A 25,457-nucleotide genomic window follows, 5' to 3' on the forward strand; every position below is an offset into this window, starting at 1 on the left:
GAGTAACCGCTAAAGCTGTTCTATATCCTCCACTTTGGTGAGCAATACCCCAACTAATACCACCATTTGTTGACAGATACACTCTGCTTGATGTTGCGGCAATTAAAATATTGGCATTGTTGGGTTTTATAGCTAATCTAGATATTACTCTATTATTTCCAGTAGGAAGACCAGCACCTGCTAATGGAGCCCATGTTGTTCCCCCATTAGTAGATTTCATTATTTTACTAAAGAAAGTATCTCCCCCATCGTAATCTCCTGTTACCCAGCAAATAACATTTGGGTTGGAGTTTTGTATTGCAATATCCGAAACGCCTAGGTTGGTGATAAAATCGGAATGAACTGCCCAGGTACTTCCTCCATCTGTTGTTTTCCATATGCCTCCTGTAGGAGAACCTACATAAATGATATTGGTATTTGTGGGATGGAATGCAATGGCATTTACACGTCCGATTCCATTTCTTGTAGTGATACTTGGATGGTCGTATACTTTGGGGTTATCGATAGGGCCAACAAATTCCCAATCTGTAGTTGATGCTGCTGCTGCAGGCGCTGCCATTGAAGGAGCCATCATCTGTGGCGGATTATGGCGATTATTGTTCTCATTATACACTTCAAGGAATTCATTAAAGACTGTTTCTGCATCAAATACTCCTGTTGGATATACCCGTGGCTCCATGTGTGATTCCCATCGTTTAAATTGTTTGAACATAGGGGCAGAGTCACAAGGTAGATCGCCACACCCTTCATAAAAAGCGGCTTGAATGTCGTAAAAGTTTTTGGTGGTATCGTACATCATCTCTTGCCAGTTTTGCTGAGCAAAAGAATTGGAAATGCATAAAAGTAAAAGTATAAAAAGTATGTAGGAATGTTTTTTCATTGTTTCAGTTCTAAGGCTAACAAAATTACTGAATTTTTTTGAAGATTACCCCTATTACCTAACAAAAGAGGTAATATTTAACCTATTTTTGCGCCAACTATTTGAGGTCGATGTATTTAAGGTATTTATCTTTTTTTCTTTACTTCTTTTTGCTATCGTGTTCACCCCGTTTGCAATCGCCTACAACTACTTTTGATGTTAGTATAGTCCCACCAGCACCTCAATACGACTCGTTGTTTTATTGGGCTTTTCATCCCGATAGAGACAAACCCAAGGAATTGTTACCCAAAAACTATATAGACCCCTTATTTGACAACAACCCTCTTGTTGATGTGTTTTACATTCATCCTACCTCTTATCATTCTGGCGATAATTGGAACGCTAGTCTAAAAGACTCCCTTGTCAATGTGGAGAGAACAGATGTTTTATTGAGAAATCAAGCCTCTGTTTTTGCGGGTGTTGCTCGTTTGTATGCGCCTCATTACCGACAAATGCACATCGATTCTTATACCGATTTAAGCAACGGTTATCCGGCTTATCATTTGGCATTTTCGGATGTACGAGCGGCTTTTTTACACTATTGGAAACATTGGAATAAGGGCAGACCATTCATTATTGCGGGGCATAGCCAAGGTACCAACCACGGCGAACGCTTAATAAAAGAGCTTATTTTAAATGATGATACGATGTCTGAGCATTTAAAAATGGCCTATTTATTAGGCATGCCTATTACCACTATATCGGATAACTTTTTACCTTGTGAAGACCAAACACAAATCAATTGCTTTGTGTCGTGGCGCAGTTTTAGATCTGGATTTTATCCGACCAACCCCATTGGCGATTCCATCGTAAGTGTTAACCCCATTCATTGGACAAGATCCAATTCTATCTCTGAATATGCCGACCATAGAGGAATATTATTCCCTTCGGGCAAGTTGAAGTTTGACCAATCCATCTCGGTCAAAAATCACCAAGGTATGCTTTGGGTAGAGCGTCCTAAAGGTATTATTTTACGCCAGTACAAACGTGACGACTATCACGTTGCTGACATTAATTTGTTTTGGCTAAACATCAGAGAAAACTTGCGCCAGCGATTGACTAAATTGTAAATTTTTTATCGGCAAATACTCCCCTGCCAATCCGAGTAACTTGCTCTTGCTTTATACATACACTTTCAAAGCATCCTCTATGCGTGTAGAGTAGCACGGGGATAGTTGTTCTTGTTTCATTTTCCATTGCCTGCCGTTGCCTTGTACGGCCAGTCGCACCTTATCTTTCCCTATTTTATCGTTGATGTTGTCTAGAGCCGTCATAATGGATTGGTGCTTTTTACGGTCTAGGGTATCAAACAAACTGAGTTGCTGTTGTTGCTGAGGGCTGATGTCGCTGACAATAACCCCTGCCTTTTTGTAAGTGCAGTCCGAACGGTATATTTTTTCCAAACCCTCCAAAGCCAAGCGGACGAGTTCTATGGAGTCGTTAGTGGGTGTGTCCAACACAAAAGAAGTGAAGCCTTTGTACTGTTTATCGGTCGGCTTGAAAGGGTTGGTGTGTATAAATATGCTAATTCGTGAGGCACAGCTTTTTTGTTTGCGCAGTTTGTAGGCGCAAGTACTGGCATAAGTGCTGAGAGCTTCCTTAAGGTCTTCCATCTGCTTGACCGCTTTTCCAAACGAACGTGAGGTGCAAATGTTCTTTTTTCTACTGGCACTTTCTTCTAAAGGAAAACAAGGTATACCTCTTAATTCTTTAACCATTCTTAGGCCTACGACCGATAGTCGTCTTCTTATCCAACTGTCATCGGCACGGCACAAATCGTAAGCGGTTTTTATACCAACGCTATCTAGCATACGGGCGTGCCTTCGACCTACCCCCCAGAGTTCTGCTACGGGCAACCATTTTAAAGCCCGTTCTATAAGGGCTTTGTCTTGCAATACGAAAACGCCTGTTTTGGTATGTTTTTTAGCAATAAGTCCAGCTACCTTGCATAGGGTTTTGGTGGGGGCAATACCTATGGATATAGGAATACCCACATGCTGTTGTACTTTTTTCTTCAGAGCAATGCCTTTTTCTAAAGGACTGCCCTCTCCGCTAAAGTCCATAAATGCTTCATCTATGGAATAGACCTCCATGGCTTTGACTTCTTGGCGCATGCTGCTCATCACTCGTTTGGACAAATCGCCATATAAGGTAAAGTTGGACGAAAATACCTGTATGTTGTGTTGTTCTATGATTGTTTTGACTTGAAAAACAGGCACTCCCATTTTTATGCCTAGAGCCTTACTTTCGTTGCTACGAGCAATCACACAGCCGTCGTTATTAGACAGGACTACTATGGGTTTGCCTTCTAAATGCGGTTGGAATACACGTTCGCAAGAGGCATAAAAGTTATTACAATCCGCCAGTGCTAGCATTTGCCTTATGTATAATAAAAGTAACTACTCCCCAGACTTGAAAGTCCATGTCTTCTGTGATTTTCATGGGTCGGTAGTTTTCATTAGCTGGCATAAGGTACAGTTCGTTATCGTTTTTCTTGATGCGCTTAACGGTGAATTCTCCATTCACTACAGCCAATACGATATCGTTATTTTTAGGGGTCAGAGCTCTATCCACTACCATAACATCTGAGCTTTGAATACCCGCATCTACCATGGAATCGCCGATAGCTTTAACACAGAATGTAGCCGAAGGGTGTTGCACCAAATAATCGTGCAAATTCAAGTCCATATCGAGGTAATCGTCGGCAGGTGAGGGAAAGCCTGCGGGGACTGCATCGCCATACAAAGGAACGTCTCCAAGTGAAGAGTCTTCAATGGTATAAAAATTCAACTTATCGTTGGTATTTAGGAACTTAAATTTCATTGTTAGGGTCAATTGAAGCCTAAAATTAGCCTAAAAACACCAAAAAGAATGATTTTTTATAAATTTTTTTAGCGAACAAATTACTAGATTAAAAAAGAAAAAAAACTTAAAATAACACAAAATGTATAGAAAAAAATACAAAAAGTTATACAAAATTATATATGTTTGTACCACTAACTAATTAAAATTAACAAGTTATGCTATTAGACATTCAAGTTATGAGGCCAGACGATTATGTTGGCTTCACGTTTTTTATCGGCTACATGGCAATGTTTGCCGCATCTGTATTCTTTTTCTTTGAAAGAGGCAGTGTAGACGATAAGTGGAAGTTATCTCTTCTCATTTCAGGTTTAATCACAGGTATTGCCGCAGTGCATTACTTCTACATGCGTGATTATTACATGGCAACAGGAGATAATCCAACCTTCTTTAGGTATGTAGACTGGACATTAACAGTGCCATTGATGTGCGTAGAATTTTATCTACTTACAAGGGCTGCCGGAGCTACTAAAAGTTTATTGTGGAAATTAATTATTGCATCAGCATGGATGTTGATTGCGGGTTACATTGGTGAAGCATTTACGGATGGTTCAACAGCTCACTCTGTAAAATGGGGTGTATTATCTACAATAGGTTATATCTACATTTTGTACACAGCATGGTTTGGTGAAGTAGCACAATTGGCTGAGAAGAGCAATTCTGACGTAGTCAAAAAAGGTGTTCGTACACTAGCATGGTTTGTATTGGTTGGATGGGCAATCTATCCAATTGGATACATGTGTATGGAAGGTGGATGGTTAAATACTGCTTTGGGTTGGGAATCAACAAATGTTGATTTATGGTACAACATAGCAGATGCTATCAACAAAATTGGATTTGGTTTAGTGGTATATAATATCGCTATTACTGAATCAAAATAATTTGTTCCGTATTTGATTAATTGTAAAAGCAGACTCAACGAAAGTTAGTCTGCTTTTATTTTTTTCAGACTAATGAACCGCTTTACCTTCATATTTGTAATTTGTCTTTATGCTCTTTTTCTAATATATCAGGCATTTACCGAGCTTAATATAGAGCAGCAGTTACTCTATTCTTCCTTTTTTATTCTACTATTTGGAATACCTCATGGAGCAATAGATCACATTTTATTTTTTAGAAAAAGAAGCATGTCACAGCTCCAGTTTTATGCTTTATATTTAGGGCTGATTGTTTTATTTGTTGCAGCTTGGTTTTATTTTCCGATACTCAGTTTTGTATTTTTTCTTGTTCTTTCCGCTTTTCATTTTGGCGAATCGCAATTTGTTGATGCCAAATTATCTTTATGGAAGTTTAATCCTTTGTTATTTCTTTTTTGGGGCTTAGCCTTATTGGCGACTTTAGTATATTATAATATGGGAGAGCTTGTATCCATTACGGCTTATTTCAAAGATACTCAAGACTTAGCCGTAGTGTATAATCCCGACTTAATCTTTACTTTTTTTGCAAGTACTAACATAGTTACCTTAGCTTTGCTTATCTATTTGTATGTCACTAAGTACATCAATATAAAGCGTCTTTCTTCAGAGTTATTTTTGATAGCGCTTATTCACCTTACCTTTTTCCTTTTTCCCTTTACTATTGGCTTTACCTTATACTTCGTGGTATTGCATTCTATTCGTGTGATGAATCAAGAGTATCTGTTTTTTAAGGCAGAAGATACCAGTTTTAGCTTTCTAAAGTTTTTAAAACTACTATTACCTTATTCGTTATTGAGTATATTTTTTACCTCTGTACTTTTAGTACTTTCTCACTTGGGATATCTCGGAATTTCAATTCCGTTTTTATCCATTATTATCATTTCGGTAATCACTTTGCCTCACGCTATTGTGATGCATATTTTTTATAACAAATAAAGTCTATTTGTTGAGGTTTCTATCCAGAACCTTTTCTAACTTTCTGTCGCTAGTTCCGCCCCAATGCTCAATAACTTCGCCCTCATTATAGAGATAGAAATACGGGAAATAAGGAGGTCTAATTTCTTCGGGCATATCTTCTTGCATGATGTGTCTAAAGCCTAGAGAGCGTTTTTCAGCCTCAGCCTTAACAATGGGTTCAAATGTTTTGCAAGGACCACAGCCCAACTTTTTAATCATTACAATTTCCATAATATTAACGTTTTATACAGGTACAAAAATACGCATTTTCATTCTATAATTCCTTAATTTTGTACCATGACCATTCAACAAGTTGAAGTAGATAAAATACGTCCTTTAAGGCATTTAGTGCTTCGTCCAGGACAACCCATTGAATCAACGGATTATGATAGAGACAAGGACGAACAAACTTTACATTATGCTTCTGTATCAGATCATTCGGTTGTCTGCATAGCGACCTTTTATCCTGAGCCTATGTTAGAAGTGCCTTCTTTAAACGCTTATCGTTTGAGAGGTATGGCAACGCATCCAAATTTTAGACGTCAGGGTTTAGCAAGAGATTTGATGATAAAGGCTATGGCAGATATTACTTCAGCGAATGGCGATTTGATATGGTGTAAAGCTCGTTTGGTAGCGATTGAATTTTATGAATCGCTTGGCTTTGTAAAAATTGGACTGATATACGAAATAGAGGGAATAGGTCCTCACTATACCATGTATAAAAGCTTATAAAATGAAAGATAGAAAACAGTTGATTTTGGCACTTCGCCCAAACATTGAAAGCATTAACAAGGGTCTGAATACCAAAGAAATTGAGGTATTTCAAAACGAGGTTTTACGCCCTATATTGAAATTTCAAAACAAACTATTACTTCATTCCTTTATAAACTATGCTAGACAATATAAAGGCGTGTTTTTCAAATTATCAACTCAAGACCAGATGGATTATATTCATCAAGCATTACACACCAACCAAAGGTTTAGGAGCAATCTTGCAGGTTTGGTTATAGGCTTATTTACTATTGAAGAGTACCATTATTATAGTTTGAATTTATCGGCTTTGAATAAGCGTATTATTTCAATGGTAATACAGCGTTTACAAACTCAATTGGAGCAGCTAAATGATGGACTCTCCGTTGAGGTCAGTCGTTAGTACTTCCGACATAAAGTCAACAAAAGGACGAACGTTTTTTAAGGCCGAATTTATACGCTCTGAAAAATCATCCTGACTGCTTTCCAAATCTGTAAATGGGATACTGAAAATATATTGCTTCTTCCTTATCAAGTCGATATTTGGATGGTTTTTATCGAAATTCTTAGGTGCTGTTTTTAACTCATCTCCTTTTAGTTCACCCCAAGTGGTTTTAAATTTATCTGCGTTGATTATTGCTCTAAACTCATTGGCAGAAACTTCAAATTCTTTGCGAATTCGCAACAGGTCGTTAGGCTCAGGCCCCCAAAAGCCACAAGCCAAAAAGCTATTTGAAGGGGCAATATGAAGATAATAGCCTCCACGATAGTTCGGTTTTGTTCTGTGAAATGCCATACTAAAGTGGGTTTTATATGGCGTTTTATTCTTTGAAAAACGAACATCCCTATAGATTCGAAACACTTTCCATTTTTCTAAAGAATCGTGAGCATTAAGGTCGTTAAAAAGGGATTCGCTGAATTGTTTAAACCCTTGCTCTAAGGCTTTAAACTGTGGCTTGTGTTTTTCAAACCACTCTCTATTATTGTTTTTTTCTAGCTTTTTTAAGAAGTCAAAAATTTGGGTGTCAATTTTTGTCATGCGTTACATTTTTTACAGACTCCGTACACATTCAAATCGCTATGCTCTATAATATACCCAGGTAGGTTTAACTCCTTCATTTGATTTTCTACACACAAAGATTCCTTACATTTTGAGCAGTGAAAATGAAGGTGTTCGTGTTGATGCTTATGTTCGTCACATTCGTCCTTGCACAAAGCGTATTTTTTGCCCTTGGAATGAAGAATTTCATGCATTATTCCCTTTTCCTTAAACAGTTTTAGCGTTCGATAAAGAGTAATCCTATCAAAATCATTAAGCTGACTTTCAATCTCCTTTAGAGACAAGGCGCTTTCAGAAGTAGTAAATAACTTTAATACCTCTAGTCTAAATGGCGTTTTACGTATTTGATTTTTTTCCAACATAATTAATGCAACATTGTTGCGCAAACTAAAAAACACACTATATTTGCAATGCTGTTGCGAAAATATGAAAAAAATAGCTTTATTCGTCTCACTACTTTTAGTCTGTACTAACACTTTTGCTCAATTAAAGGGTATTGTTTTAGATGCTGATGGGGCTGCTATTTCTACGGCTGATGTTTTTTTCGTTTTCCTAGGAGTTGCACTTCAAACCGATGCCGATGGTCAATTTAATCTGGAGTCTACATTACCTACTAGTTCAAAAATTATTATCAGCAAAGAAGGTTTTAAAACTCAATCTTTTAATACAAATTTGGAGGACGAATACGTTACACTAAAATTAGAAAAGTTACATATTGAAATCAATGAGGTTGAAGTTTCAGCCATTAATCACCAATTATCTTCCAATCAGTCTATCAATCTTCAATCTAAAAGTTTGAGTACTATAAACGATAACTCATCGTCTTTAATTGAAAGCTTAAGTCATATTTCGGGTGTTGAGGAATTATCTACTGGTATTGGGATTAACAAAGTTGTTGTTCGAGGGCTTTCGGGTATGCGAGTAGTTACCTATTTAAATGGTGCACGTATAGAAAATCAGCAATGGAGCGGTGACCACGGTCTCGGTTTTACAGATTTAGGAATAGGGAAAGTAGAGTTGGTTAAAGGACCTGCTTCTATCATGTTTGGTGCGGATGCTTTGGGCGGTGCACTTTATTTTGTAGACGATAGTTACGTGTCATCTGGTCAGTCGGAGTTTAAATTGGTGTCGAATTTTGAATCTTCAATGATGCGTTCCAACAATCAACTTGTTGCCAAGTGGGCAAAGAATAACTTTAGAATGAATACCTATGCTGAATACGGCTCAGCGGCAGACTACAGATTGCCTCAAGGCAAGTACTTATTCAATTCTCGTTTTTCAAATTTAGCCTTTAAAACGGCAATAGGCTATAGCAAAAATAAATGGCTGATGAATGTGCGATATCAGTACAACTACAATATATCTGGTATTCCTGCACATTCGCATGATGCTGAGCCTACATTAAATCAATTATCTTCTTCTTCTCAAGAACGTTATCCTACTCGCCCTACTCAGTTTGCGACTAATCATTTATTGCTTTTCCAGAACACGTTTTTCATTAATTCATCTAGTTTAAAAGTAGATTTAATCAATTCGAATAATCGACTTGAAGAGTTTGAAGCCTGGACGGTAGCCGAGATGGATGCAGTGCTCAACTCCAGTCAAATAAACACCACCTTTTCCAAACCGTTTAATACGCATTTAACGTGGACTGTTGGTAACCAAAACGCCTTCCAAACCAATAAAAATAAACCAGCACGTTCAGAGTTATTACCCGATGCTGAAATTAGAGATTTTGGTGTTTTTTCAAATATAGATTATCATAAAAACAATTGGTCAATGCTATTTGGAATTCGATTCGACAATAGGCTAGTTGAAACAATTTCTCAATCCTATTCTAACGATTTTAATGCGCTAAGTAGCTCGTTTGGCGTTTCCAAAAGTTGGGACGGACACCGTATTAGATTGACTTATTCATCGGCTTTTAGAACACCACACTTTTCGGAGTTATTGGCCAATGGACCTCATCACGGAACAAAACGTTATGAAATAGGCGATCGCAACTTGAAAGAAGAAAAAGGTAATCAAATCGATGCTACTTACGAGTGGTCTAACGAACATTTAGGGTTAATTATAAATCCGTTTTATCATCAAATCAATGATTTTATTGTCTTAAATCCACAGGACTCTTTAATAAGCGGTATGCCTGTTTTTGCATACCAACAGGAAGAAAGTGTTAATCTAAAGGGTGTTGAAATGAGCTTGCATTATCATCCTCATTTTTTACATCAGCTTCATTTCGAAGAAAATATATCTATTATAGAAGGTCGAAATTCTGACAATCAGTTTTTGCCTCTTATGCCAGCCAACAAATTCCAAAGCAAATTACGTTATTATTTGACTAAAGAAAACAAGTACAGATGCAAGGAGATTTCTTTGGACCATGTTTATTATGCATCGCAGAATAATGTTGCCTTAAACGAAACACCTTCAGAGGCTTACAGCTTAATTAACACGGCTCTACATTTTGAGACAAAAAATAAAAATTTAAATCTGTCAATAGGAGTTAAAAATGTGCTAAATCAATCGTACATACCTCATTTGTCAAGATTAAAAAGTTACGAAATTCCTAGTGTAGGACGTTCGTATTATTTCAAATTATGTTTAACACTTTAAAAAAAAATGATGAAAAAATTATTGTTTATACCAGCTCTAGCTTTATTCTTGTTTTCTTGCTCAGACAGTGACGAATGTCATGAATGTCATATTGCATTTGACAATGTTGATGGAACTGAAACTATGTGGGAAATTCAAGCACCTTCTGGTGATGATGAGTTTTGCGGATCAGAACTAGAAACAGTTGAGGACCCAAGCTATATGCACAACGTCTCAGCGCCTCTTATTTCTACCGATGGAAATGACACCTTACAAGCAGGTGAATACGGATCATCAAACGGTTATGAAATTCATTGTGAAGAACACGCTGATCACGACCACTAAAACGACTACTTAGTTTAATTTTATTTAAAGACTTGTTTTTACGAAAACAAGTCTTTTTTTTTTGCTTTATCCTACTTCTGACGGACCAACAAATTGACTATTTTTGTACCCATGAAAACTAACTTAACAATTTTAATACTTTTCATTAGTACATTGGTATATGCCCAACCTCCTGGCATGGGTGGCTTTGGCGGAAAAAATGCCTCTCTTCATAATGGACAAATAAGCGGTAGATTGGTAGATTCTAAATCCGGCGATGAATTAGCTTTTGCTAATGTGCGTCTTTTCAGAAAGAACGATATTCTGATGGAAGGAACTATAACGGACGAGAAAGGAGCTTTTCAATTCAACAAGTTGGGGTTAGCCGACTATTATTTTTTAGTCAATTATATTGGTTATGAAGAGAAAAGAGTAGAGGTTTCTTTGAACAAAAACAAAACCTTTATATACCTTAAAAAGGTAAAAGTAGAACCGGGCGCTGTTAATCTCAAAGAAGTGTCTATTAATGAGGACAGACCCGTTTATGAAAGTAAGATGGAGAAAATCGTTTACAATGCTGAAAACGATTTGAACGAAGGACTTGATGACGCAACGGATGTTTTGCGTAAGACACCTTTACTATCTGTTGATTTGGAAGGCAATGTAAACCTTAGAGGGTCTTCCAATATTAAGTTTTTAGTTAACGGTAAAGAGTCTACTTTCTTTTCAGGCTCGGCGGCGGACGCCCTACAAATGATACCTGCCGAACAAGTTAAAAGCGTTGAGGTCATTACTAGCCCTACCGCTAAATACGATGGTGAAGGCGGTTCAGGGATTATAAATATTATCACACAGCAAAAACAAATTTCAGGCTTTAAAAGCACTATAAATGGCTCGGTAGGTACTCGTGTAAATAAGCAGTCTTTAGACCTAAATTATGGAAAAGGGAAGTTTGGTGTTTCTGTACGAGGTAGAGTCCGTTATGGATGGCCACTTTCAGGAGAGCAGACTTATCACCGATTTAATTATGCCGACTCTACTACACTAACAAAAAACGCCCAAACAAAAGGGCAATGGATAGGCTTTGGTGGTACATCAGAAATGTATTATGATATCAACCCCTACAACAGTATTGTGACTAGTTTTCAAATGCGAGGTAATCGACAAACCAATCAAGAATGGGCGGACGATTATTTATATTCGTCTATACTTTCAGATAACTTCATTGAAGAACTAGCTTATCAGATTAACGATACCGTAAGGTATACGGACTCTAAAAATCTGAGTTTAGGCTACGAATGGACCACCGATTATGTCAAGCAATTCAGTGACCATGAGGACCGAGAATTGAGAATTGCATTTCAGTTAGGTGGCGATGTATCGGATCAAGATAATTACGTTTATCAAGGCTATGTTTTTGGCAGGCCCACCGATACTATTGTTAACAAAAACGATGGAAGCCCACTGACATATACCTATCAATTGGACTATACTCACCCTGTAAAAGACAAACACACCATAGAGGTGGGAGCAAAATACGTCAACAGAAATTTGTTGAACAATTACAATACAGAAAACGCAAATCCTATTATTTTTCAGCCCTTAGAGCAATTCGATTACATTCAAAATGTAGCCGCCTTATACCTTTCAACAAAGTGGCAATTAAGCAAAGAGTGGGGAGCTGTAGTAGGACTGAGAGCTGAAAATACACTCATCAAAGGTCAGTGGAATTCTAAACAAAACGACGAATGGGTTCAAAATGACAATGATCCTTTTGAAAATGAATACACCACCTTATTGCCAAGCTTCATTTTATCCAAAAAGATAGATATGATGAAGTCGCTTAAGGCAAGTTATAGTAAACGAATATACCGACCAGGGATGAGGTATATCAACCCAAATATTTCTTATACAGATACGCTTTCTTTGTCAGAAGGTAATCCGCTTTTAAAACCTGAAATTACGCATCAATTAGAAGTAGGCTATAATAGCTTTGCTAGAAAATACAAAGGCAGCTACTATATCTTTGCTAAACAAACCTACGACCTCATAGAGTCTAACGTTAGTTTGTTAGGAGATTCTACCGTAACTTCTTATAATAACATTGGAGAAAATTTATCTATCGGCTTCAACTACTACGGTTCTATTAAGTTGGGTGATGCTAACTTGAGAGCAGGTTTTAACCTTTACACTTATCAGACTACTTCGGATGATTTGGGAAGAGTATTATTCAATTGGAATATGGGCGGTAATTACGATATAGGCAAGGGCTATAAAGCCGAAACCTTTGGTTTTTTTCGACCACCTAATCAAACGGCACAAGGTTATGTGCCAGGATTCTCTATGTTTTCTTTTGGCTTTAAGAAAGACTTTAAAAACAAAAAAGGATCCATCGGTTTACGTTTTGTTGAGCCATTCAAGAAGTACAAATCTTTTAAAACAGAGCTAGAAGGCAATGACTTTTATATTTATAGTAACAGAAATACTGTTTTTAGATCCATTGGTATTAGCTTTAAATATACTATCGGTGAATTGAAGTTTGATGTTATAAAAGACCGTACTAATATCCGTAATGATGATATCAAAGACGGCGGCGGTGGCGGCGGTGAATTCTAAACAATACATTTAAAACCCTTCAAATATGGAGGGTTTTTTTATTTTTACCTTATGACAAAATTAACAGTGGAATGCTGTGCAAACTCTGTACAATCTGCCATAAACGGTCAGGCAGGAGGCGCACAACGTATTGAGCTATGTTCAAACTTAGAACTGGAGGGCACTACACCTTCAGCAGCAGCCATATGTATGGCAAGAGAAGCCCTTGAAGTGGACTTATTTGTTCTTATTAGACCACGAGCTGGAGACTTTATATATACCGATTTGGAAGTGGAAGAAATGATACAAGACATTGAGTTTTGTAAAGAAATTGGTTGTGATGGGGTCGTTATAGGATCTTTAAATACAGACTCTACAGTTAATGAAAAACAAACCAAAGCCCTGGTCAAAGCGGCTTATCCTATGCAAGTGACTTTTCATAGAGCTTTCGATAAAACGAACGACCCATACGCGGCTATGGAATCTATTATAGCTTGTGGTTGCCAACGTATTTTAACCTCTGGACAAGCCACTAGTGCTACGGAGGGAATTAATCAAATAAAAGAATTAGTGACAAAGGCCGATGGGCGCATCTCTATTATGGCTGGAGGCGGTTTACACGCTGGTAATGTGCTACAATTTTACCCTATTGGTGTCAGAGAATTTCATTTGTCAGGGACTAATAAAAAGGATAAAGAAATAACACAAACTAAGGTAGAAAAGATAGAAGAAGTCCTTGAAAATCTAGAGGGGCTTGATTAGGCTAATCCTAATAGCGTCTTTATTTCTTTGGTCTTGCCAAGATCAAAAAAACATAAATACACAACACCTATCGGACTGGAAGATGTTACACCATGGCAATGAAATTGCTGTTAGCATACCGTCAAATAACATTTCAGATTTATTAGCAAACCGACTTATTCTTGACCCTTTTATAGCTTCTAATGAAGACTCCATACAATGGATAGCCAATCAAGTTTGGGAGTATCAAACGACCTTTGATGTTTTGCCTTCAGTATTTCAGCATACTAAAAAACAATTGCTCTTTAAGGGTTTGGACACCTACGCTGACATTTACCTCAACGATTCACTGATTTTGCAAGCCGATAATATGTTCAGAACTTGGTCTATAATGGCAGACGGTATTCTCCAAGAGAAAGCCAACCAATTGAAAGTAATTTTTCAGCCTGTCGGTGAGCTAGAAAACCAAAAAATTAATGCGTTGGGTTATGACTTGCCTGGTGGTAGCAGAGTATATAGTCGCAAAGCAGGTTTTCATTACGGATGGGATTGGGGCGCAAAAATAACACCATCTGGAATTTGGAGAGATGTAACTCTTGAAGCCTGGTCAGATGCTAAACTCAAGGATGTTTTTTATGAACAAGTATTTTTAAGCGACACCTTAGCTATTGTTGAAGCCCAAGTAGAAATGGATGTTGTCTGTTCAGGCGAATATGTAGTGTCAATTAATGGTAGTCATCATACACACCTTTTGAAGCAAGGAAGTCAGACCGTCTCCATACCTATACATATTAAGAACCCTCAACTGTGGTGGCCCATTGGTTATGGTGAGCAATACCGCTATACCTTTACCTGCTCGGTGAAGAAAGAAAGTCATCTGATTGATGAAAACACCACTAAATTTGGTTTGAGAGAGGTAGAATTAATTACTGATAAGCAAGATCAAGGCTCGGAATTTTATTTCAAAGTCAATGGCAAAGCTCTATTTATGAAAGGGGCCAACTATATCCCACAAGACCACCTCCAAAATCGTGTTTCTGAAAGTCACTACCGTAGCTTGCTTAACGATGTATGCACTGCAAATATGAATATGCTTAGAGTATGGGGGGGCGGTATTTATGAGGAAGACATCTTTTATGATCTATGCGATTCTCTGGGCATATTGGTGTGGCAAGACTTTATGTTTGCTTGTGCTATGTATCCTTCAGACACGAGCTTTTTACAGTCAGTAAAACAAGAAGCGATTGACAATGTTGTACGCTTACGTAATCATGCATCCATTGTATTGTGGTGCGGCAATAACGAAAATTCGGAGGGTTGGCAACGTTGGGGTTGGCAAGATGTTTTTGATGATACACAGAAAGAAGAAATAGAAAAAGGATACAATGCCTTATTCAATACCATTTTACCTTCAGTTGTTGATGAATATACCAATTTGCCCTATTGGGAAAGTTCACCCCAGTTAGGAAGAGGCGACCCTCAACATCAGTTTGAAGGCGATGCCCACTATTGGGGTGTATGGCACGATGCTGAACCGTTTGAAATATTAGAAGAAAAAGTGCCTCGTTTTATGAGCGAATTTGGCTTTCAGTCTTTCCCTACACTTTCAACTATAGCACAGTTTGCAGACAGTAGCCAATGGAGTCTGGATTCTCAAGTAATGCGTTCCCATCAAAAACATCCACGAGGCAATGCTCTTATTTTGGAATATATGGCACGAGAATACAATGTGCCATCTTCTTTTGATAAATTAATTTATGCTAGTCAAATTTTACAAGCCGAGGGAATACGAATTGGACTTGAGGCTCACCGCCGTAGTCAGCCCCATTGTATGGGCACATTGTATTGGCAACTGAACGATTGTTGGCCAGTAGCATCTTGGAGCAGTATAGACTATTATGGCAATTGGAAAGCCCTACATTATGCTGTAAAAGAAGTCTTTGCCCCATTAGCATTATCCTTGAGTTTGGACAAAAACAATCTTCTTCAAGTGTCTGCTATGTCTGAATTAGCCTATGAAATTGACGACACTTTAGAAATTTCTATTTACAATTTAGACGGACTTTTGTTATCTACTTCTCGTGAAGGAGTAAGCATTCAAGCCAATACCTCAACTGACTTGAAAAGCCTTTCTAATTTTTCTGAGCATCAAATCGTAATAGCTCGATTAGTGGATAATAAAACAAGCTCAAAAGAACTACTCACCTCCTTGCCAAAGGAGTGTAATTTTAAGTCGCCAAACATAGAATTCTCTTGGCATGGGGATACTCTTGCCCTTAGTACGGACGTGGCTGCTCATCAGCTGTATTTGCATAATGTACAAGGTCATTTTTCAGATAACTTTTTCACCCTTTTACCACATACTGAAAAGCGCATTATCTTTAAAGGCAAGGAGTCTGAAAAAAATAAATTATTAATTTGGTCACTATACGATTTACAAGACAATGAAAAATAGAAGACACTTTCTGAAAGGCACTTTGCTAGGAGCAACGGGTGCTTTATTACTACCAAAAGTATTTACTGCATCAACATCGAAAAAGACCAATCCTCATTCACAATCTGGTTTTCCTATGGTTATTTCAACCTGGAATCACGGTTTACCAGCCAATGACGCAGCTATGGCAGTTTTACAAAACGGAGGAAAAGTCATCGATGCCGTTGAAAAAGGAGTAATGGTGCCAGAAGCCGATCCGGAATCTATGAGCGTTGGTTATGGTGGATTGCCTGATAGAGATGGGTATGTTACTTTAGATGCTTGTATAATGGATCATAACGGAAATTGCGGTGCTGTATCTTTTTTAGAACATATCAAACACCCTATTTCTGTAGCTAGAAAAGTGATGGACGACACCCCTCACGTTATGCTTTCAGGAAAAGGTGCTTTTGATTTTGCTATTGAACAGGGCTTTCCCAAAGAAGATTTATTGACTTATAAAGCCAGAGAAAAATGGGAAGAATGGAAAAAAGACTCTCAATACAAACCCATCGTTAATGTTGAAAATCACGACACTATCGGCTTATTGGCCTTGGATAAAAATGGAGATATATCGGGAGCTTGTACGACTTCTGGGCTATCCTTTAAGATGCACGGTCGTGTGGGCGATTCGCCCATTATAGGAGCAGGGATGTTTGTAGACAACGAAGTAGGTGGTTGCTGTGCTACAGGAATGGGCGAGGCAGTAATGAAAACCTTAGGTTCTTTTTTAGTGGTTGAGTTGATGCGACAAGGAGCATCCCCACAAGAGGCTTGTGAAGAAGCCATTGCTAGAATTGTAAAAAACCAAAATTATAAGGATATGCAAATTGGTTATTTAGCCATCAACAAAAAAGGAGAACACGGAGCCTTCGCAGTTCACCCTCAGTTTAATTATGCCTTGCATCAGGGCGGAAAAAATGAGCTAATAGACTCACCATCTCATCTCAAATAATGAAGTATTTACTTTTACTTTCTTTGTTCTTGTGCGCCTGTATTCCTCCAGAAAATATAGGAGTTAATATTCTGCCAAGTCCACAACAATTCGAATTAAAAGAAGGAAAATTTTTATTTGATGCGTCCACAGGTGTATTTGCCGATTCCGTTTTTTTCGAGCAAATACCCTATTTAAAAAGTATCAGTTCTCAACCTTTGAACGGAGAGTCAACGACTATAGCTTTGCTTTATGAAGGGGCTTTTTCAGATGAAGAATATATATTGGACATTAGTGAAGATACTATAGCTATTTCTGCCACTACTTCAGAAGGAATTATAAGGGGCATACAAACATTAAGACAGCTTTTGCCACTTCAAAAAAAGTCGGCATATATTCCAGCCTTATCCATCCACGATTATCCTCGTTTTTCTTGGCGTGGGATGTTATTAGATTGCTCAAGGCACTTTATGGAAAAAGATTTTGTCAAGCGTTATATTGATTTATTGGCATTGCATAAAATGAACGTTTTGCATTGGCATTTGACTGAAGACCAAGGTTGGCGAATAGAAATTGAGCAATACCCTAAACTAACTGAAATAGGGGCTTGGCGTACTCAAAAAGATGGAAGCATTTATGGTGGTTTTTACACCAAAGAAGATATTAGAGAAATAGTTGCTTATGCTAAGGAAAGGCACATCACAGTTGTGCCAGAAATAGAATTACCCGGACACTCTCTTGCCGCTCTAGCATCATACCCCCAGCTATCTTGTACAGGCGGACCTTTTGAGGTTGAAAACGATTGGGGTGTTTTTAAAGACATCTATTGTGCAGGTAACGATTCTGTCTTTATGTTTTTGGAAAATGTGCTAGATGAGGTTTTGGAATTATTCCCCTCTAAGTATATCCATATTGGAGGTGATGAAGCCCCAAAATATAGGTGGGATAATTGCAATAAATGTAAAGCAAGAATGAGAAATGAAGGCTTAGACGATTCTCATCAATTACAAAGCTATTTCATTACTAGGATAGAACGTTATTTAAACAGTAAAGGTCGTCAGATTATTGGTTGGGATGAAATTTTGGAAGGCGGCTTAGCACCATCTGCCACAGTTCAATCTTGGCGAGGTATGGACGGAGGGATAGCAGCCGCAAAAAGTGGGCATTACGCTATTATGTCACCCACTTCACACGCTTATTTTGATTACGATTTAGACGCTATTGATTTACAGAAGGTCTATTCTTTTGAACCAATTCCATCGGTTTTATCAGAGGAAGAAGCTCAATTTATTTTAGGTGGAGAATGTAATATGTGGAGTGAAAGAGCTCCGCAAGATTTAGTCGACAGTAAGGTTTTTCCAAGGCTATTGGCTATGTCTGAGGTCTTATGGACTACAGCCCCCAAGGACTACCCTAATTTTTATAAAAAAGTGCAAAAACATTACGATATCCTTGATGCTTTTGGAGTAGATTATGGTTACGAAAGTGTGCCAATTACCTCTCATTGTGAATACAAAAATGGGCAATTTGAATACCGTTTATTTTCGGCTACACCTGACATAACTTTAGAATATAGACTCGACAATTCGGATTGGAAAAGTTATTCAGAATCCTTTTTTGTTTCCAACAGTGTTTTAGTTGAAGCTAGAGGCTTTAAAAATGGAAAGCCTTATGGCGAATATAAACAGTCTGTAAACAAGCATATAGCTAATGGTAAGAAGGTGAGTTATGCCGTTCCTTTTAGCCCCAATTATCCAGCCAAAGAAGAGCTTACTCTGACCGACGGTCTAGTAGGTAGTAATACTAAATTCAGAGATGGGCGTTGGCAAGGTTTTTATGGTGAGTCTTTGGATGTACTAATAGATTTAGAAGAAGAACAAACTATTAATACCATCGATGTAGGTTGTTTTCAATACAACCTATCGTGGATTTTAATGCCAAAAAGTATCCGAATTTATTCTTCAGATGATGGTATAAATTTTGAAAAATTAGTAAGTTTCCAAAATACCATTTCGCCACAAAAAGAGGGGCAGTTTAGGCACCAATACAGTCTATTGTGTTCGGCAAGAACGAGATATATTCGTCTTGTAGCAGAAAACTTTGGAATCTTGCCCGATTGGCATCCAGCAGCAGGTTCACAAGCCTGGTTATTTGTAGATGAAATAATGATTCGATAAATTCGCAATAATGAAAAAAGTAAGCGCAGGAATAGATATTGGGGGAACAAACACTGTATTTGGTTGGGTGGAGTCTAACGGTGATTTTCTATGGAGAGGAAGCATTAAAACGACAGATTATAAAGACCCTCAAGAATTGGTTAAGCAAGTGTCAAAACAGTTGCTAGAAAATTTGGCAGAAAACGAAGCTATAGGTATTGGTATTGGTGCGCCCAATGGCAATTACTATAAAGGGACTGTAGAATTTGCCCCCAATTTGGATTGGCCTAACTTCGTACCTCTTAAAGATTATTTCCACGACTATTTTGATATGCCTGTTATTGTCACCAATGACGCTAACGCTACGGCCATTGGAGAAATGGTTTATGGAAGTGCAAAAGGAGTCAATAACTTCATTATGGTTACTCTTGGTACAGGTTTAGGAAGTGGAATTGTTACTAACGGTCAAGTAGTATATGGACACGATGCTTTTGCAGGTGAGTTAGGTCATGTGATTGTTGAGGAAGGTGGACGAAACTGTGGTTGTGGGCGCAAAGGTTGTTTGGAAACCTATGCTTCTGCTACGGCAATTAGCAGAACCGCTCAAGAATTAACGTCTAAAGAGTACAGTTCATCTCAAGTATTTGAGGCGGCTAATAATGGAGAACAATGGGCATTAGAGGCTTTTGATTTTACGGCTAGAAAGCTTGGAATGGCATTAGCTAATGCTGTGGCTATAACTAGTCCTAGAGTAATCTATCTTTTTGGTGGATTAGCTCAAGCAGGAGATATTTTGTTCAAGCCTACTAAACAATACATGGAAGATAATTTATTGAGTATATATAAAAACAAAGTCCAAATTTTACCCTCTTCACTAGATGGTGCTGACGCTGCTATCTTGGGAGCTAGTGCTTTAGTGTGGAAAGAAATCAACTAAAAAGATGAAAAAAATTTACTTTTTAACCCTTGTCCTATTTGTAGCTTGTCAGCCTACAGAAAAACGATTTATAGATTATGTAAACCCTTTTATTGGAACAGGAGGGCATGGGCATACTTATCCTGGAGCAGCCTCTCCATTTGGAATGGTTCAGTTAAGCCCTGACTCAAGACTAGAAGGTTGGGACGGATGTGGCGGATATCATTATTCGGATAGTGTTATTTACGGCTTTTCGCATACCCATCTTAGCGGTACAGGTATTTCAGATTATGCCGATGTGCTATTGATGCCAACTACAGGAGAACTTTTACTTACAAATGGCGCAGATGGAAGTCAAGGGTATAATTCCTCTTTTTCTCATGACAAAGAGATTGCCCAAGCAGGTTTTTATCAGGTCCATTTGGAGGATTACGGAGTTGAGGTTGAGCTAACCGTTAGCCCAAGAGCAGGTTTTCATCGATATACTTTTCCTAATGATGACGAGGCACAAGTGGTGTTGGACTTAGACCATAGAGATAAGCTAACAGACGTCTACCTTGAACAAGTTGATAGTGTCACGTTTAAAGGGTATCGTTATTCGCACGAATGGGCGACCGATCAGCGCATTCATTTTTACGCTCAATTTTCTTCACCTATTCAAGACGTTACATACCGTTCGGATAGTTTAGTTGTAGGCTTGAAGTTTGGCAAATTAGACAATCCACTACTAGTAAAAGTGGGCATTTCGGCAGTAGATATATTAGGGGCTCAACAGAATGTAGAGCAAGAAATACCCCATTGGGATTTTGATAAAACCAAGCACACTGTACAGAATGCATGGGAAAGCAACCTTTCTAAAATACAAGTGCATGGAAGAGATGAAGATCACAAAACGGTCTTTTATACCGCCTTGTACCATTCTTTACTGAACCCTAATATTTACATTGATGTGGATGGAAGATATAGAGGCATGGATATGAACATTCATCAAGACTCTACCGATAATCATTACACTATTTTTTCACTTTGGGACACCTTTAGAGCTACCCACCCATTATTCACACTTATAGAACAAGAGAAAACGAATGAATTCATCCGTACTTTTTTAAGACAATATCAGCAGGGGGGGAAATTACCTATTTGGGAATTAGCAGCCAATTACACCAATTGTATGATAGGCTATCACGCTATACCTGTTATTGCCGATGCTTATGCTAAAGGCATTCGAGATTATGATGTAGAAAGAGCTATGGATGCTATGATATACAGCGCTAATTTGGATACTGATGGCTTAGAATTTTATAAAAACAAAGGCTTTATCGCTGCAAGTGATGAACCTGAATCTGTTTCAAAAACGCTTGAATATGCTTATGACGATTGGTGTATTGCTATGATGGCAGACTCTTTAGGTAGAACGGATGTTGCTAATGACTTTTATCAAAGAGGTCAATATTATAAAAATTTATACGACCCTTCAACAGGTTTTTTAAGAGCTAAAGTCAATAACAATTGGTTTGGTCCTTTTTTAGCCGATGAGGTAAATTTCAATTATACCGAAGCTAATGCTTGGCAATATTCCACTTTTTCACCCCAAGATATTCAAGGGCATATTGAGCTGATGGGAGGACCACAAAATTTAGAAAAACACCTAGATAGTTTATTTACTGCCGACAGTCAAACCTCAGGACGAGAACAAGTAGATATAACAGGACTTATTGGACAATATGCCCATGGCAACGAGCCGAGTCATCACATGGCTTATTTGTACAATTATGTAGGCAAGCCTCATAAAACACAAGAAAGAGTGCGCCAGATTATGGAAGAGCAATACAGCGTCTATCCCGATGGACTTTCAGGCAATGAAGATTGTGGACAGATGTCGTCTTGGTATGTGTTGAGTGCTATGGGTTTTTATAGCGTTACGCCCGGATTAGATTACTATACAATAGGCACACCCATGTTTGATCAAGCTCAAATTAAATTAGAAAACGGTCAAACCTTTGTAGTGAGAGCCGATAAACTTAGTCCTAGAAATAAATACATACAGTCGGCCACTTTAAACGGACAGAATTATGCTATGAGTTATATTCAACACAGTGATATTATGACTGGTGGTGAGTTGATTTTCTTGATGGGTGATGAGCCTAGCGACTGGGGTAGCCAAAGTATTCCGCCCTCATCCATTACCAACACCCCTTTAACACCTGTGCCATTCTTTATGGCAGAGAGTCAGACCTTTACGGATAGTCTTGTGGTTGAATTAGGCACAGCCCAAGAAGCCATTATTCGTTATACGTTGGATGGCAGTCAGCCTACTTTGGAGTCACCTATATACAGTTCGCCTATTGTTTTATTTAAAGACGCTCTGATTAAGTCAAAAGCCTTTTCTTCTAATGGTGAAAGTCAAGAGGTGTCGGCACCTTTTTATAAAATTGATGGTAGCAGAAGTATAAGCATACAAAGCGAATACGCCAATCAGTATGCTGCGGCAGGAGATAAGACCTTAATCGATTATTTGCGAGGAACGGGCAGTTATAGAACAGGTAGTTGGCAAGGGTATAGAGAAAATTTGGAAGCTACGGTAGATTTGGGAACGATCAAGCCTATTGATTACTTGGCTATTGGTTTTTTACAAGATATTAAATCTTGGATTTTTTACCCTCCTCAAGTGGAGTTTCTCGTTTCTGAAGATGGTCAAGATTTTCGTTCTATTGGAATAATAAACAACACTTTTTCGGATGAAGAATACGGTTCTTTTCATCAAGATTTTGCTACTCAAGTAAATGTATCCGCTCGATATGTAAAGGTCAAGGCCAACAATTATGGGGTATGTCCAGATTGGCATTTAGGAGCAGGAGGTGTCACTTGGCTATTTGCCGATGAACTTATCATCAAGTAGTTATTTAACCATTTATTAATCTTGGTTCAACATTCTAGTAACACTATTGAAACACTTTTGTAATGTAAAAAATTATAAAAATGTATTGGAAAGATGAACTCGATGCCCTGTATCAAAAGAACTCATACGGGAAGCGACTTTGGAAAGAATTAGTAGGCAACCAAGTCGAATTATTATTAAGAAACAACCTAAGACAGGTAGGAACTATTTTGGATATTGAAGAAACTAATGAAGGCATGCAATTGCACTTTAGAACTTCTGGAAATTCTGATGATAGTATGTGGGTATTAAGTCAAAAAGACATTAAATACGTAGATCCATATTTAAAATAAGGACTGTTTAAACTAAACAGCCCTTATCTTATGCATTCTTTTAGTACTGTTCAACTAAATATTTGATGAGGTCAGTAGTGGTAACTATACCTACTAATTTATCTTCTTCTAAAACAGGTAGAGAATGAAATTCATTTTGGGATAGGATGGTAGCCACATCGTAAATGGTATCGTTTTTTTGAACCACTTTAACGTTTTTAGTCATGACTTGCTCTATATTTAATCCATCATATAGGGCTGTTGTGAGCTCATCTCCATCTACTGTATTAACGAAAGAGATTTTTTGTAAATCTACTTTACTAAGCATACCAATCACTTTCTCCCCAGACACTACAGGTACATGGCGGATTTTTCTATCTTTAATGATGTTGCTTACTTCTTGAATGGATTGAGTTTTGTTTACAGTAATGATGTCGTTAGACATAATCTTTGAAATGGGTGTTCTTTTTTTCATTGTTTTCAATTTTAAATATGAGTTAATAAATGCGTTAATCATAAATGAAATGGATAGGCTAAGGGGGTGCGTATCTGCAACTAAGTTAAGAAATCACAGAGATAAACGAATATGATTTAAATCATCTTATAGTTTCAGACAGACATTTTTTGGTTCAGTAAAAAACTCTAAGGATTTGAAGCCTCCCTCACGTCCTACGCCTGAGTCTTTCATACCACCAAATGGGATGCGTAAGTCACGCATCATCCACGTATTTATCCACACTATGCCCGAGCTAACCTTAGCGGCTACTCTATGACCTTTGCTAATGTCTTGAGTGAATATACTAGCGGCTAAACCGTAACGTGTACTATTGGCCATCTCAACTACATGATCCTCATCTTTGAAAGGCATAATGCTTACCACAGGCCCAAATATTTCTTCTTGATTGGTGCGACACAGATGGTCTAACCCCTCAATAATTGTAGGAGCAATATAATAGCCTTGACTTAATTCCCCATCTAAAATCACACGCTCACCGCCACATAAAATTTGACCGCCTTCCTCTTTGGCGAGTTCTATTTTCTCAAGAATTTTGTGCATATGTTCTTTGGAGACTACCGCACCGAGGTCGTTATTTTCTTTAGGGTTACCCACTTTCAGCTGTTTGGTTTTTTCTACAAAAGCGGCTTTGAATTTTTCGTAAATATTTTCCTCAACAAATAGCCTAGAGCCACACAAACAGATTTGCCCTTGATTTCTAAAAGAGGCTTTTACGGCCATATCTAAAGCGTCTTCAAAATTAGCATCCGCAAAGACGATGTTGGGGTTTTTGCCACCTAATTCTAGGGATAGCTTTTTAAACATAGGTGCTGCTACCTCGGCAATCTTAGCGCCAGTTACTGTTCCGCCTGTGAATGAAATGACGGGTGTATCGGGATGACTACTTATAGCCGCACCAACCTTATGGCCATAACCATGAACAATGTTGAGCACACCTTTTGGGAAGCCTACTTCTTGACAAATTTCACCAAGTAGATAAGCGGTATATGGGGTTACCTCTGAAGGTTTTGCAACAACGGTATTACCTGCTGCTAGGGCAGGGGCTATTTTCCAAGTAAACAAATAGATAGGCAAATTCCAAGGGGATATACAGCCTACCACTCCGATAGGTTCACGAGCAGTATAGTTTATGGCTTTGCCATCCATATCGTGCATTTGCGAGGCAAAATGCAAGGATGCGGTAGCATAAAAACGTAAATTTTCTGATGCACGAGGGATGTCCACTTGTTTGGCTAACCATTCTGGTTTACCATTATCTTGACTTTCAGCCGCTACCATCTCATCAAAACGAGCTTGAATTCCGTCAGCTAAATGCATCATATGGTCGTGGCGTTCTTGTTTGCTTAACCCACTCCAATACGGAAAGGCTCTTTTGGCAGCTTCAACTGCTAACTCAACATCTTCCTTGTCGCTATCAGCTATATGGGAAAAAACCTGGCCATTTACAGGGCTTTCATTTTCAATGAATTGTTTGGATAGAGCCTCTTGTAGCTGACCATCAATGTAGTTGAGTATTTTTTTCATAGTAGTA

At 38.1% G+C, this 25,457-nt stretch carries 23 protein-coding genes; 15 read left to right on the forward strand and 8 right to left on the reverse strand.

Going from position 1 to position 25,457, the window contains the following annotated elements; translation table 11 throughout:
- Positions 1–880, reverse strand: an 880-nt coding sequence (locus P8I29_01140) for a hypothetical protein (protein ID MDG1916399.1), incomplete at its 3' end; no start/stop codon positions are given.
- A 170-nt stretch (positions 881–1,050) separates the two neighbouring features.
- Between P8I29_01140 and P8I29_01145 the strand changes: the two genes are divergently transcribed.
- Positions 1,051–1,989 carry a DUF3089 domain-containing protein gene (locus P8I29_01145; protein MDG1916400.1) on the forward strand — a complete coding sequence of 313 codons (939 nt, stop codon included), beginning with the start codon at positions 1,051–1,053 and terminating at the stop codon, positions 1,987–1,989.
- Between the two features lie 51 nt (positions 1,990–2,040).
- On the opposite strand, the gene P8I29_01150 is transcribed toward P8I29_01145, so the two are convergent.
- Both P8I29_01150 and umuD read right to left on the reverse strand, forming a co-directional pair.
- Entirely contained in the window at positions 2,041–3,294 is a 1,254-nt protein-coding gene (locus P8I29_01150) for a Y-family DNA polymerase (GenBank protein ID MDG1916401.1), read from the reverse strand.
- A complete protein-coding gene (gene umuD, locus P8I29_01155) occupies positions 3,272–3,742 on the reverse strand; it encodes a translesion error-prone DNA polymerase V autoproteolytic subunit (protein MDG1916402.1) in 471 nt (156 codons plus the stop codon). The genes P8I29_01150 and umuD overlap by 23 nt, the downstream gene beginning before the upstream one ends.
- A 197-nt stretch (positions 3,743–3,939) precedes the next feature.
- Between umuD and P8I29_01160 the strand changes: the two genes are divergently transcribed.
- Both P8I29_01160 and P8I29_01165 read left to right on the forward strand, forming a co-directional pair.
- Positions 3,940–4,662 (forward strand): bacteriorhodopsin-like, encoded by a 723-nt coding sequence (locus tag P8I29_01160; protein ID MDG1916403.1) that lies wholly within the window; start codon positions 3,940–3,942, stop codon positions 4,660–4,662.
- A 72-nt stretch (positions 4,663–4,734) separates the two neighbouring features.
- Positions 4,735–5,634: a Brp/Blh family beta-carotene 15,15'-dioxygenase gene (locus P8I29_01165; protein MDG1916404.1), complete on the forward strand. Its 900-nt coding sequence runs from the start codon at positions 4,735–4,737 to the stop codon at positions 5,632–5,634.
- Between the two features lie 3 nt (positions 5,635–5,637).
- On the opposite strand, the gene P8I29_01170 is transcribed toward P8I29_01165, so the two are convergent.
- Positions 5,638–5,874 (reverse strand): hypothetical protein, encoded by a 237-nt coding sequence (locus P8I29_01170; protein MDG1916405.1) that lies wholly within the window; start codon positions 5,872–5,874, stop codon positions 5,638–5,640.
- A 78-nt stretch (positions 5,875–5,952) separates the two neighbouring features.
- Here P8I29_01170 and P8I29_01175 point away from each other — a divergent pair, with 78 nt between their 5' ends.
- Both P8I29_01175 and P8I29_01180 read left to right on the forward strand, forming a co-directional pair.
- Positions 5,953–6,387 (forward strand): GNAT family N-acetyltransferase, encoded by a 435-nt coding sequence (locus tag P8I29_01175; GenBank protein ID MDG1916406.1) that lies wholly within the window; start codon positions 5,953–5,955, stop codon positions 6,385–6,387.
- Between the two features lies 1 nt (position 6,388).
- On the forward strand, positions 6,389–6,808 hold the full coding sequence (locus P8I29_01180; protein ID MDG1916407.1) for a glyoxalase: 420 nt from the start codon (positions 6,389–6,391) through the stop codon (positions 6,806–6,808).
- Here the strand turns inward: P8I29_01180 and P8I29_01185 are convergent.
- The gene (locus P8I29_01185; GenBank protein ID MDG1916408.1) at positions 6,773–7,444 is read right to left on the reverse strand and encodes a DUF2461 domain-containing protein; all 672 of its coding nucleotides are present in this window, start codon (positions 7,442–7,444) and stop codon (positions 6,773–6,775) included. The genes P8I29_01180 and P8I29_01185 overlap by 36 nt on opposite strands.
- Positions 7,441–7,827 carry a transcriptional repressor gene (locus P8I29_01190; protein MDG1916409.1) on the reverse strand — a complete coding sequence of 129 codons (387 nt, stop codon included), beginning with the start codon at positions 7,825–7,827 and terminating at the stop codon, positions 7,441–7,443. The genes P8I29_01185 and P8I29_01190 overlap by 4 nt, the downstream gene beginning before the upstream one ends.
- A 64-nt stretch (positions 7,828–7,891) precedes the next feature.
- On the opposite strand from P8I29_01190, the gene P8I29_01195 reads away from it, so the two are divergent.
- From P8I29_01195 to P8I29_01240, 10 genes are all read left to right on the forward strand, one after another.
- Entirely contained in the window at positions 7,892–10,081 is a 2,190-nt protein-coding gene (locus tag P8I29_01195) for a TonB-dependent receptor (GenBank protein ID MDG1916410.1), read from the forward strand.
- A 6-nt stretch (positions 10,082–10,087) separates the two neighbouring features.
- Positions 10,088–10,405, forward strand: coding sequence for a hypothetical protein (locus P8I29_01200; GenBank protein ID MDG1916411.1), 318 nt, complete (start codon positions 10,088–10,090; stop codon positions 10,403–10,405).
- A 111-nt stretch (positions 10,406–10,516) separates the two neighbouring features.
- On the forward strand, positions 10,517–13,000 hold the full coding sequence (locus P8I29_01205; GenBank protein ID MDG1916412.1) for a TonB-dependent receptor: 2,484 nt from the start codon (positions 10,517–10,519) through the stop codon (positions 12,998–13,000).
- Positions 13,001–13,051: 51 nt separating this feature from the next.
- Positions 13,052–13,741 (forward strand): copper homeostasis protein CutC, encoded by a 690-nt coding sequence (locus P8I29_01210; protein MDG1916413.1) that lies wholly within the window; start codon positions 13,052–13,054, stop codon positions 13,739–13,741.
- Positions 13,734–16,175, forward strand: a complete 2,442-nt coding sequence (locus P8I29_01215; GenBank protein MDG1916414.1) for a glycoside hydrolase family 2 TIM barrel-domain containing protein — start codon at positions 13,734–13,736, stop codon at positions 16,173–16,175. The genes P8I29_01210 and P8I29_01215 overlap by 8 nt, the downstream gene beginning before the upstream one ends.
- The gene (locus P8I29_01220) at positions 16,165–17,148 is read left to right on the forward strand and encodes a N(4)-(beta-N-acetylglucosaminyl)-L-asparaginase (protein MDG1916415.1); all 984 of its coding nucleotides are present in this window, start codon (positions 16,165–16,167) and stop codon (positions 17,146–17,148) included. The genes P8I29_01215 and P8I29_01220 overlap by 11 nt, the downstream gene beginning before the upstream one ends.
- The gene (locus P8I29_01225) at positions 17,148–19,304 is read left to right on the forward strand and encodes a family 20 glycosylhydrolase (GenBank protein MDG1916416.1); all 2,157 of its coding nucleotides are present in this window, start codon (positions 17,148–17,150) and stop codon (positions 19,302–19,304) included. Before P8I29_01220 ends, P8I29_01225 begins: the two co-directional genes overlap by 1 nt.
- A gap of 10 nt (positions 19,305–19,314) precedes the next feature.
- Positions 19,315–20,220 (forward strand): ROK family protein, encoded by a 906-nt coding sequence (locus P8I29_01230; GenBank protein ID MDG1916417.1) that lies wholly within the window; start codon positions 19,315–19,317, stop codon positions 20,218–20,220.
- A 4-nt stretch (positions 20,221–20,224) separates the two neighbouring features.
- Positions 20,225–23,098: a GH92 family glycosyl hydrolase gene (locus P8I29_01235; protein MDG1916418.1), complete on the forward strand. Its 2,874-nt coding sequence runs from the start codon at positions 20,225–20,227 to the stop codon at positions 23,096–23,098.
- Positions 23,099–23,178: 80 nt separating this feature from the next.
- Positions 23,179–23,430 (forward strand): hypothetical protein, encoded by a 252-nt coding sequence (locus P8I29_01240; GenBank protein MDG1916419.1) that lies wholly within the window; start codon positions 23,179–23,181, stop codon positions 23,428–23,430.
- A gap of 40 nt (positions 23,431–23,470) precedes the next feature.
- Here the strand turns inward: P8I29_01240 and P8I29_01245 are convergent, their stop codons facing one another.
- The gene (locus tag P8I29_01245) at positions 23,471–23,884 is read right to left on the reverse strand and encodes a CBS domain-containing protein (GenBank protein ID MDG1916420.1); all 414 of its coding nucleotides are present in this window, start codon (positions 23,882–23,884) and stop codon (positions 23,471–23,473) included.
- Between the two features lie 126 nt (positions 23,885–24,010).
- Positions 24,011–25,450 (reverse strand): aldehyde dehydrogenase, encoded by a 1,440-nt coding sequence (locus P8I29_01250; protein MDG1916421.1) that lies wholly within the window; start codon positions 25,448–25,450, stop codon positions 24,011–24,013.
- Positions 25,451–25,457 lie beyond the last annotated feature (7 nt).

This window comes from Flavobacteriales bacterium, assembly GCA_029248105.1.
Classification (GTDB): Bacteria; Bacteroidota; Bacteroidia; order Flavobacteriales; family UBA7312; genus UBA8444.

Bases quoted from the DNA above. Each gene is read 5' to 3' on its own strand.
- P8I29_01150 (MDG1916401.1), bottom strand. From the start codon at position 3,294: ATGCTAGCACTGGCGGATTGTAATAACTTTTATGCCTCTTGCGAACGT.
- umuD (MDG1916402.1), bottom strand. From the start codon at position 3,742: ATGAAATTTAAGTTCCTAAATACCAACGATAAGTTGAATTTTTATACC.
- P8I29_01160 (MDG1916403.1), top strand. From the start codon at position 3,940: ATGCTATTAGACATTCAAGTTATGAGGCCAGACGATTATGTTGGCTTC.
- P8I29_01165 (MDG1916404.1), top strand. From the start codon at position 4,735: ATGAACCGCTTTACCTTCATATTTGTAATTTGTCTTTATGCTCTTTTT.
- P8I29_01170 (MDG1916405.1), bottom strand. From the start codon at position 5,874: ATGATTAAAAAGTTGGGCTGTGGTCCTTGCAAAACATTTGAACCCATT.
- P8I29_01175 (MDG1916406.1), top strand. From the start codon at position 5,953: ATGACCATTCAACAAGTTGAAGTAGATAAAATACGTCCTTTAAGGCAT.
- P8I29_01180 (MDG1916407.1), top strand. From the start codon at position 6,389: ATGAAAGATAGAAAACAGTTGATTTTGGCACTTCGCCCAAACATTGAA.
- P8I29_01185 (MDG1916408.1), bottom strand. From the start codon at position 7,444: ATGACAAAAATTGACACCCAAATTTTTGACTTCTTAAAAAAGCTAGAA.
- P8I29_01190 (MDG1916409.1), bottom strand. From the start codon at position 7,827: ATGTTGGAAAAAAATCAAATACGTAAAACGCCATTTAGACTAGAGGTA.
- P8I29_01195 (MDG1916410.1), top strand. From the start codon at position 7,892: ATGAAAAAAATAGCTTTATTCGTCTCACTACTTTTAGTCTGTACTAAC.
- P8I29_01200 (MDG1916411.1), top strand. From the start codon at position 10,088: ATGATGAAAAAATTATTGTTTATACCAGCTCTAGCTTTATTCTTGTTT.
- P8I29_01205 (MDG1916412.1), top strand. From the start codon at position 10,517: ATGAAAACTAACTTAACAATTTTAATACTTTTCATTAGTACATTGGTA.
- P8I29_01210 (MDG1916413.1), top strand. From the start codon at position 13,052: ATGACAAAATTAACAGTGGAATGCTGTGCAAACTCTGTACAATCTGCC.
- P8I29_01220 (MDG1916415.1), top strand. From the start codon at position 16,165: ATGAAAAATAGAAGACACTTTCTGAAAGGCACTTTGCTAGGAGCAACG.
- P8I29_01225 (MDG1916416.1), top strand. From the start codon at position 17,148: ATGAAGTATTTACTTTTACTTTCTTTGTTCTTGTGCGCCTGTATTCCT.
- P8I29_01230 (MDG1916417.1), top strand. From the start codon at position 19,315: ATGAAAAAAGTAAGCGCAGGAATAGATATTGGGGGAACAAACACTGTA.
- P8I29_01235 (MDG1916418.1), top strand. From the start codon at position 20,225: ATGAAAAAAATTTACTTTTTAACCCTTGTCCTATTTGTAGCTTGTCAG.
- P8I29_01240 (MDG1916419.1), top strand. From the start codon at position 23,179: ATGTATTGGAAAGATGAACTCGATGCCCTGTATCAAAAGAACTCATAC.
- P8I29_01245 (MDG1916420.1), bottom strand. From the start codon at position 23,884: ATGAAAAAAAGAACACCCATTTCAAAGATTATGTCTAACGACATCATT.
- P8I29_01250 (MDG1916421.1), bottom strand. From the start codon at position 25,450: ATGAAAAAAATACTCAACTACATTGATGGTCAGCTACAAGAGGCTCTA.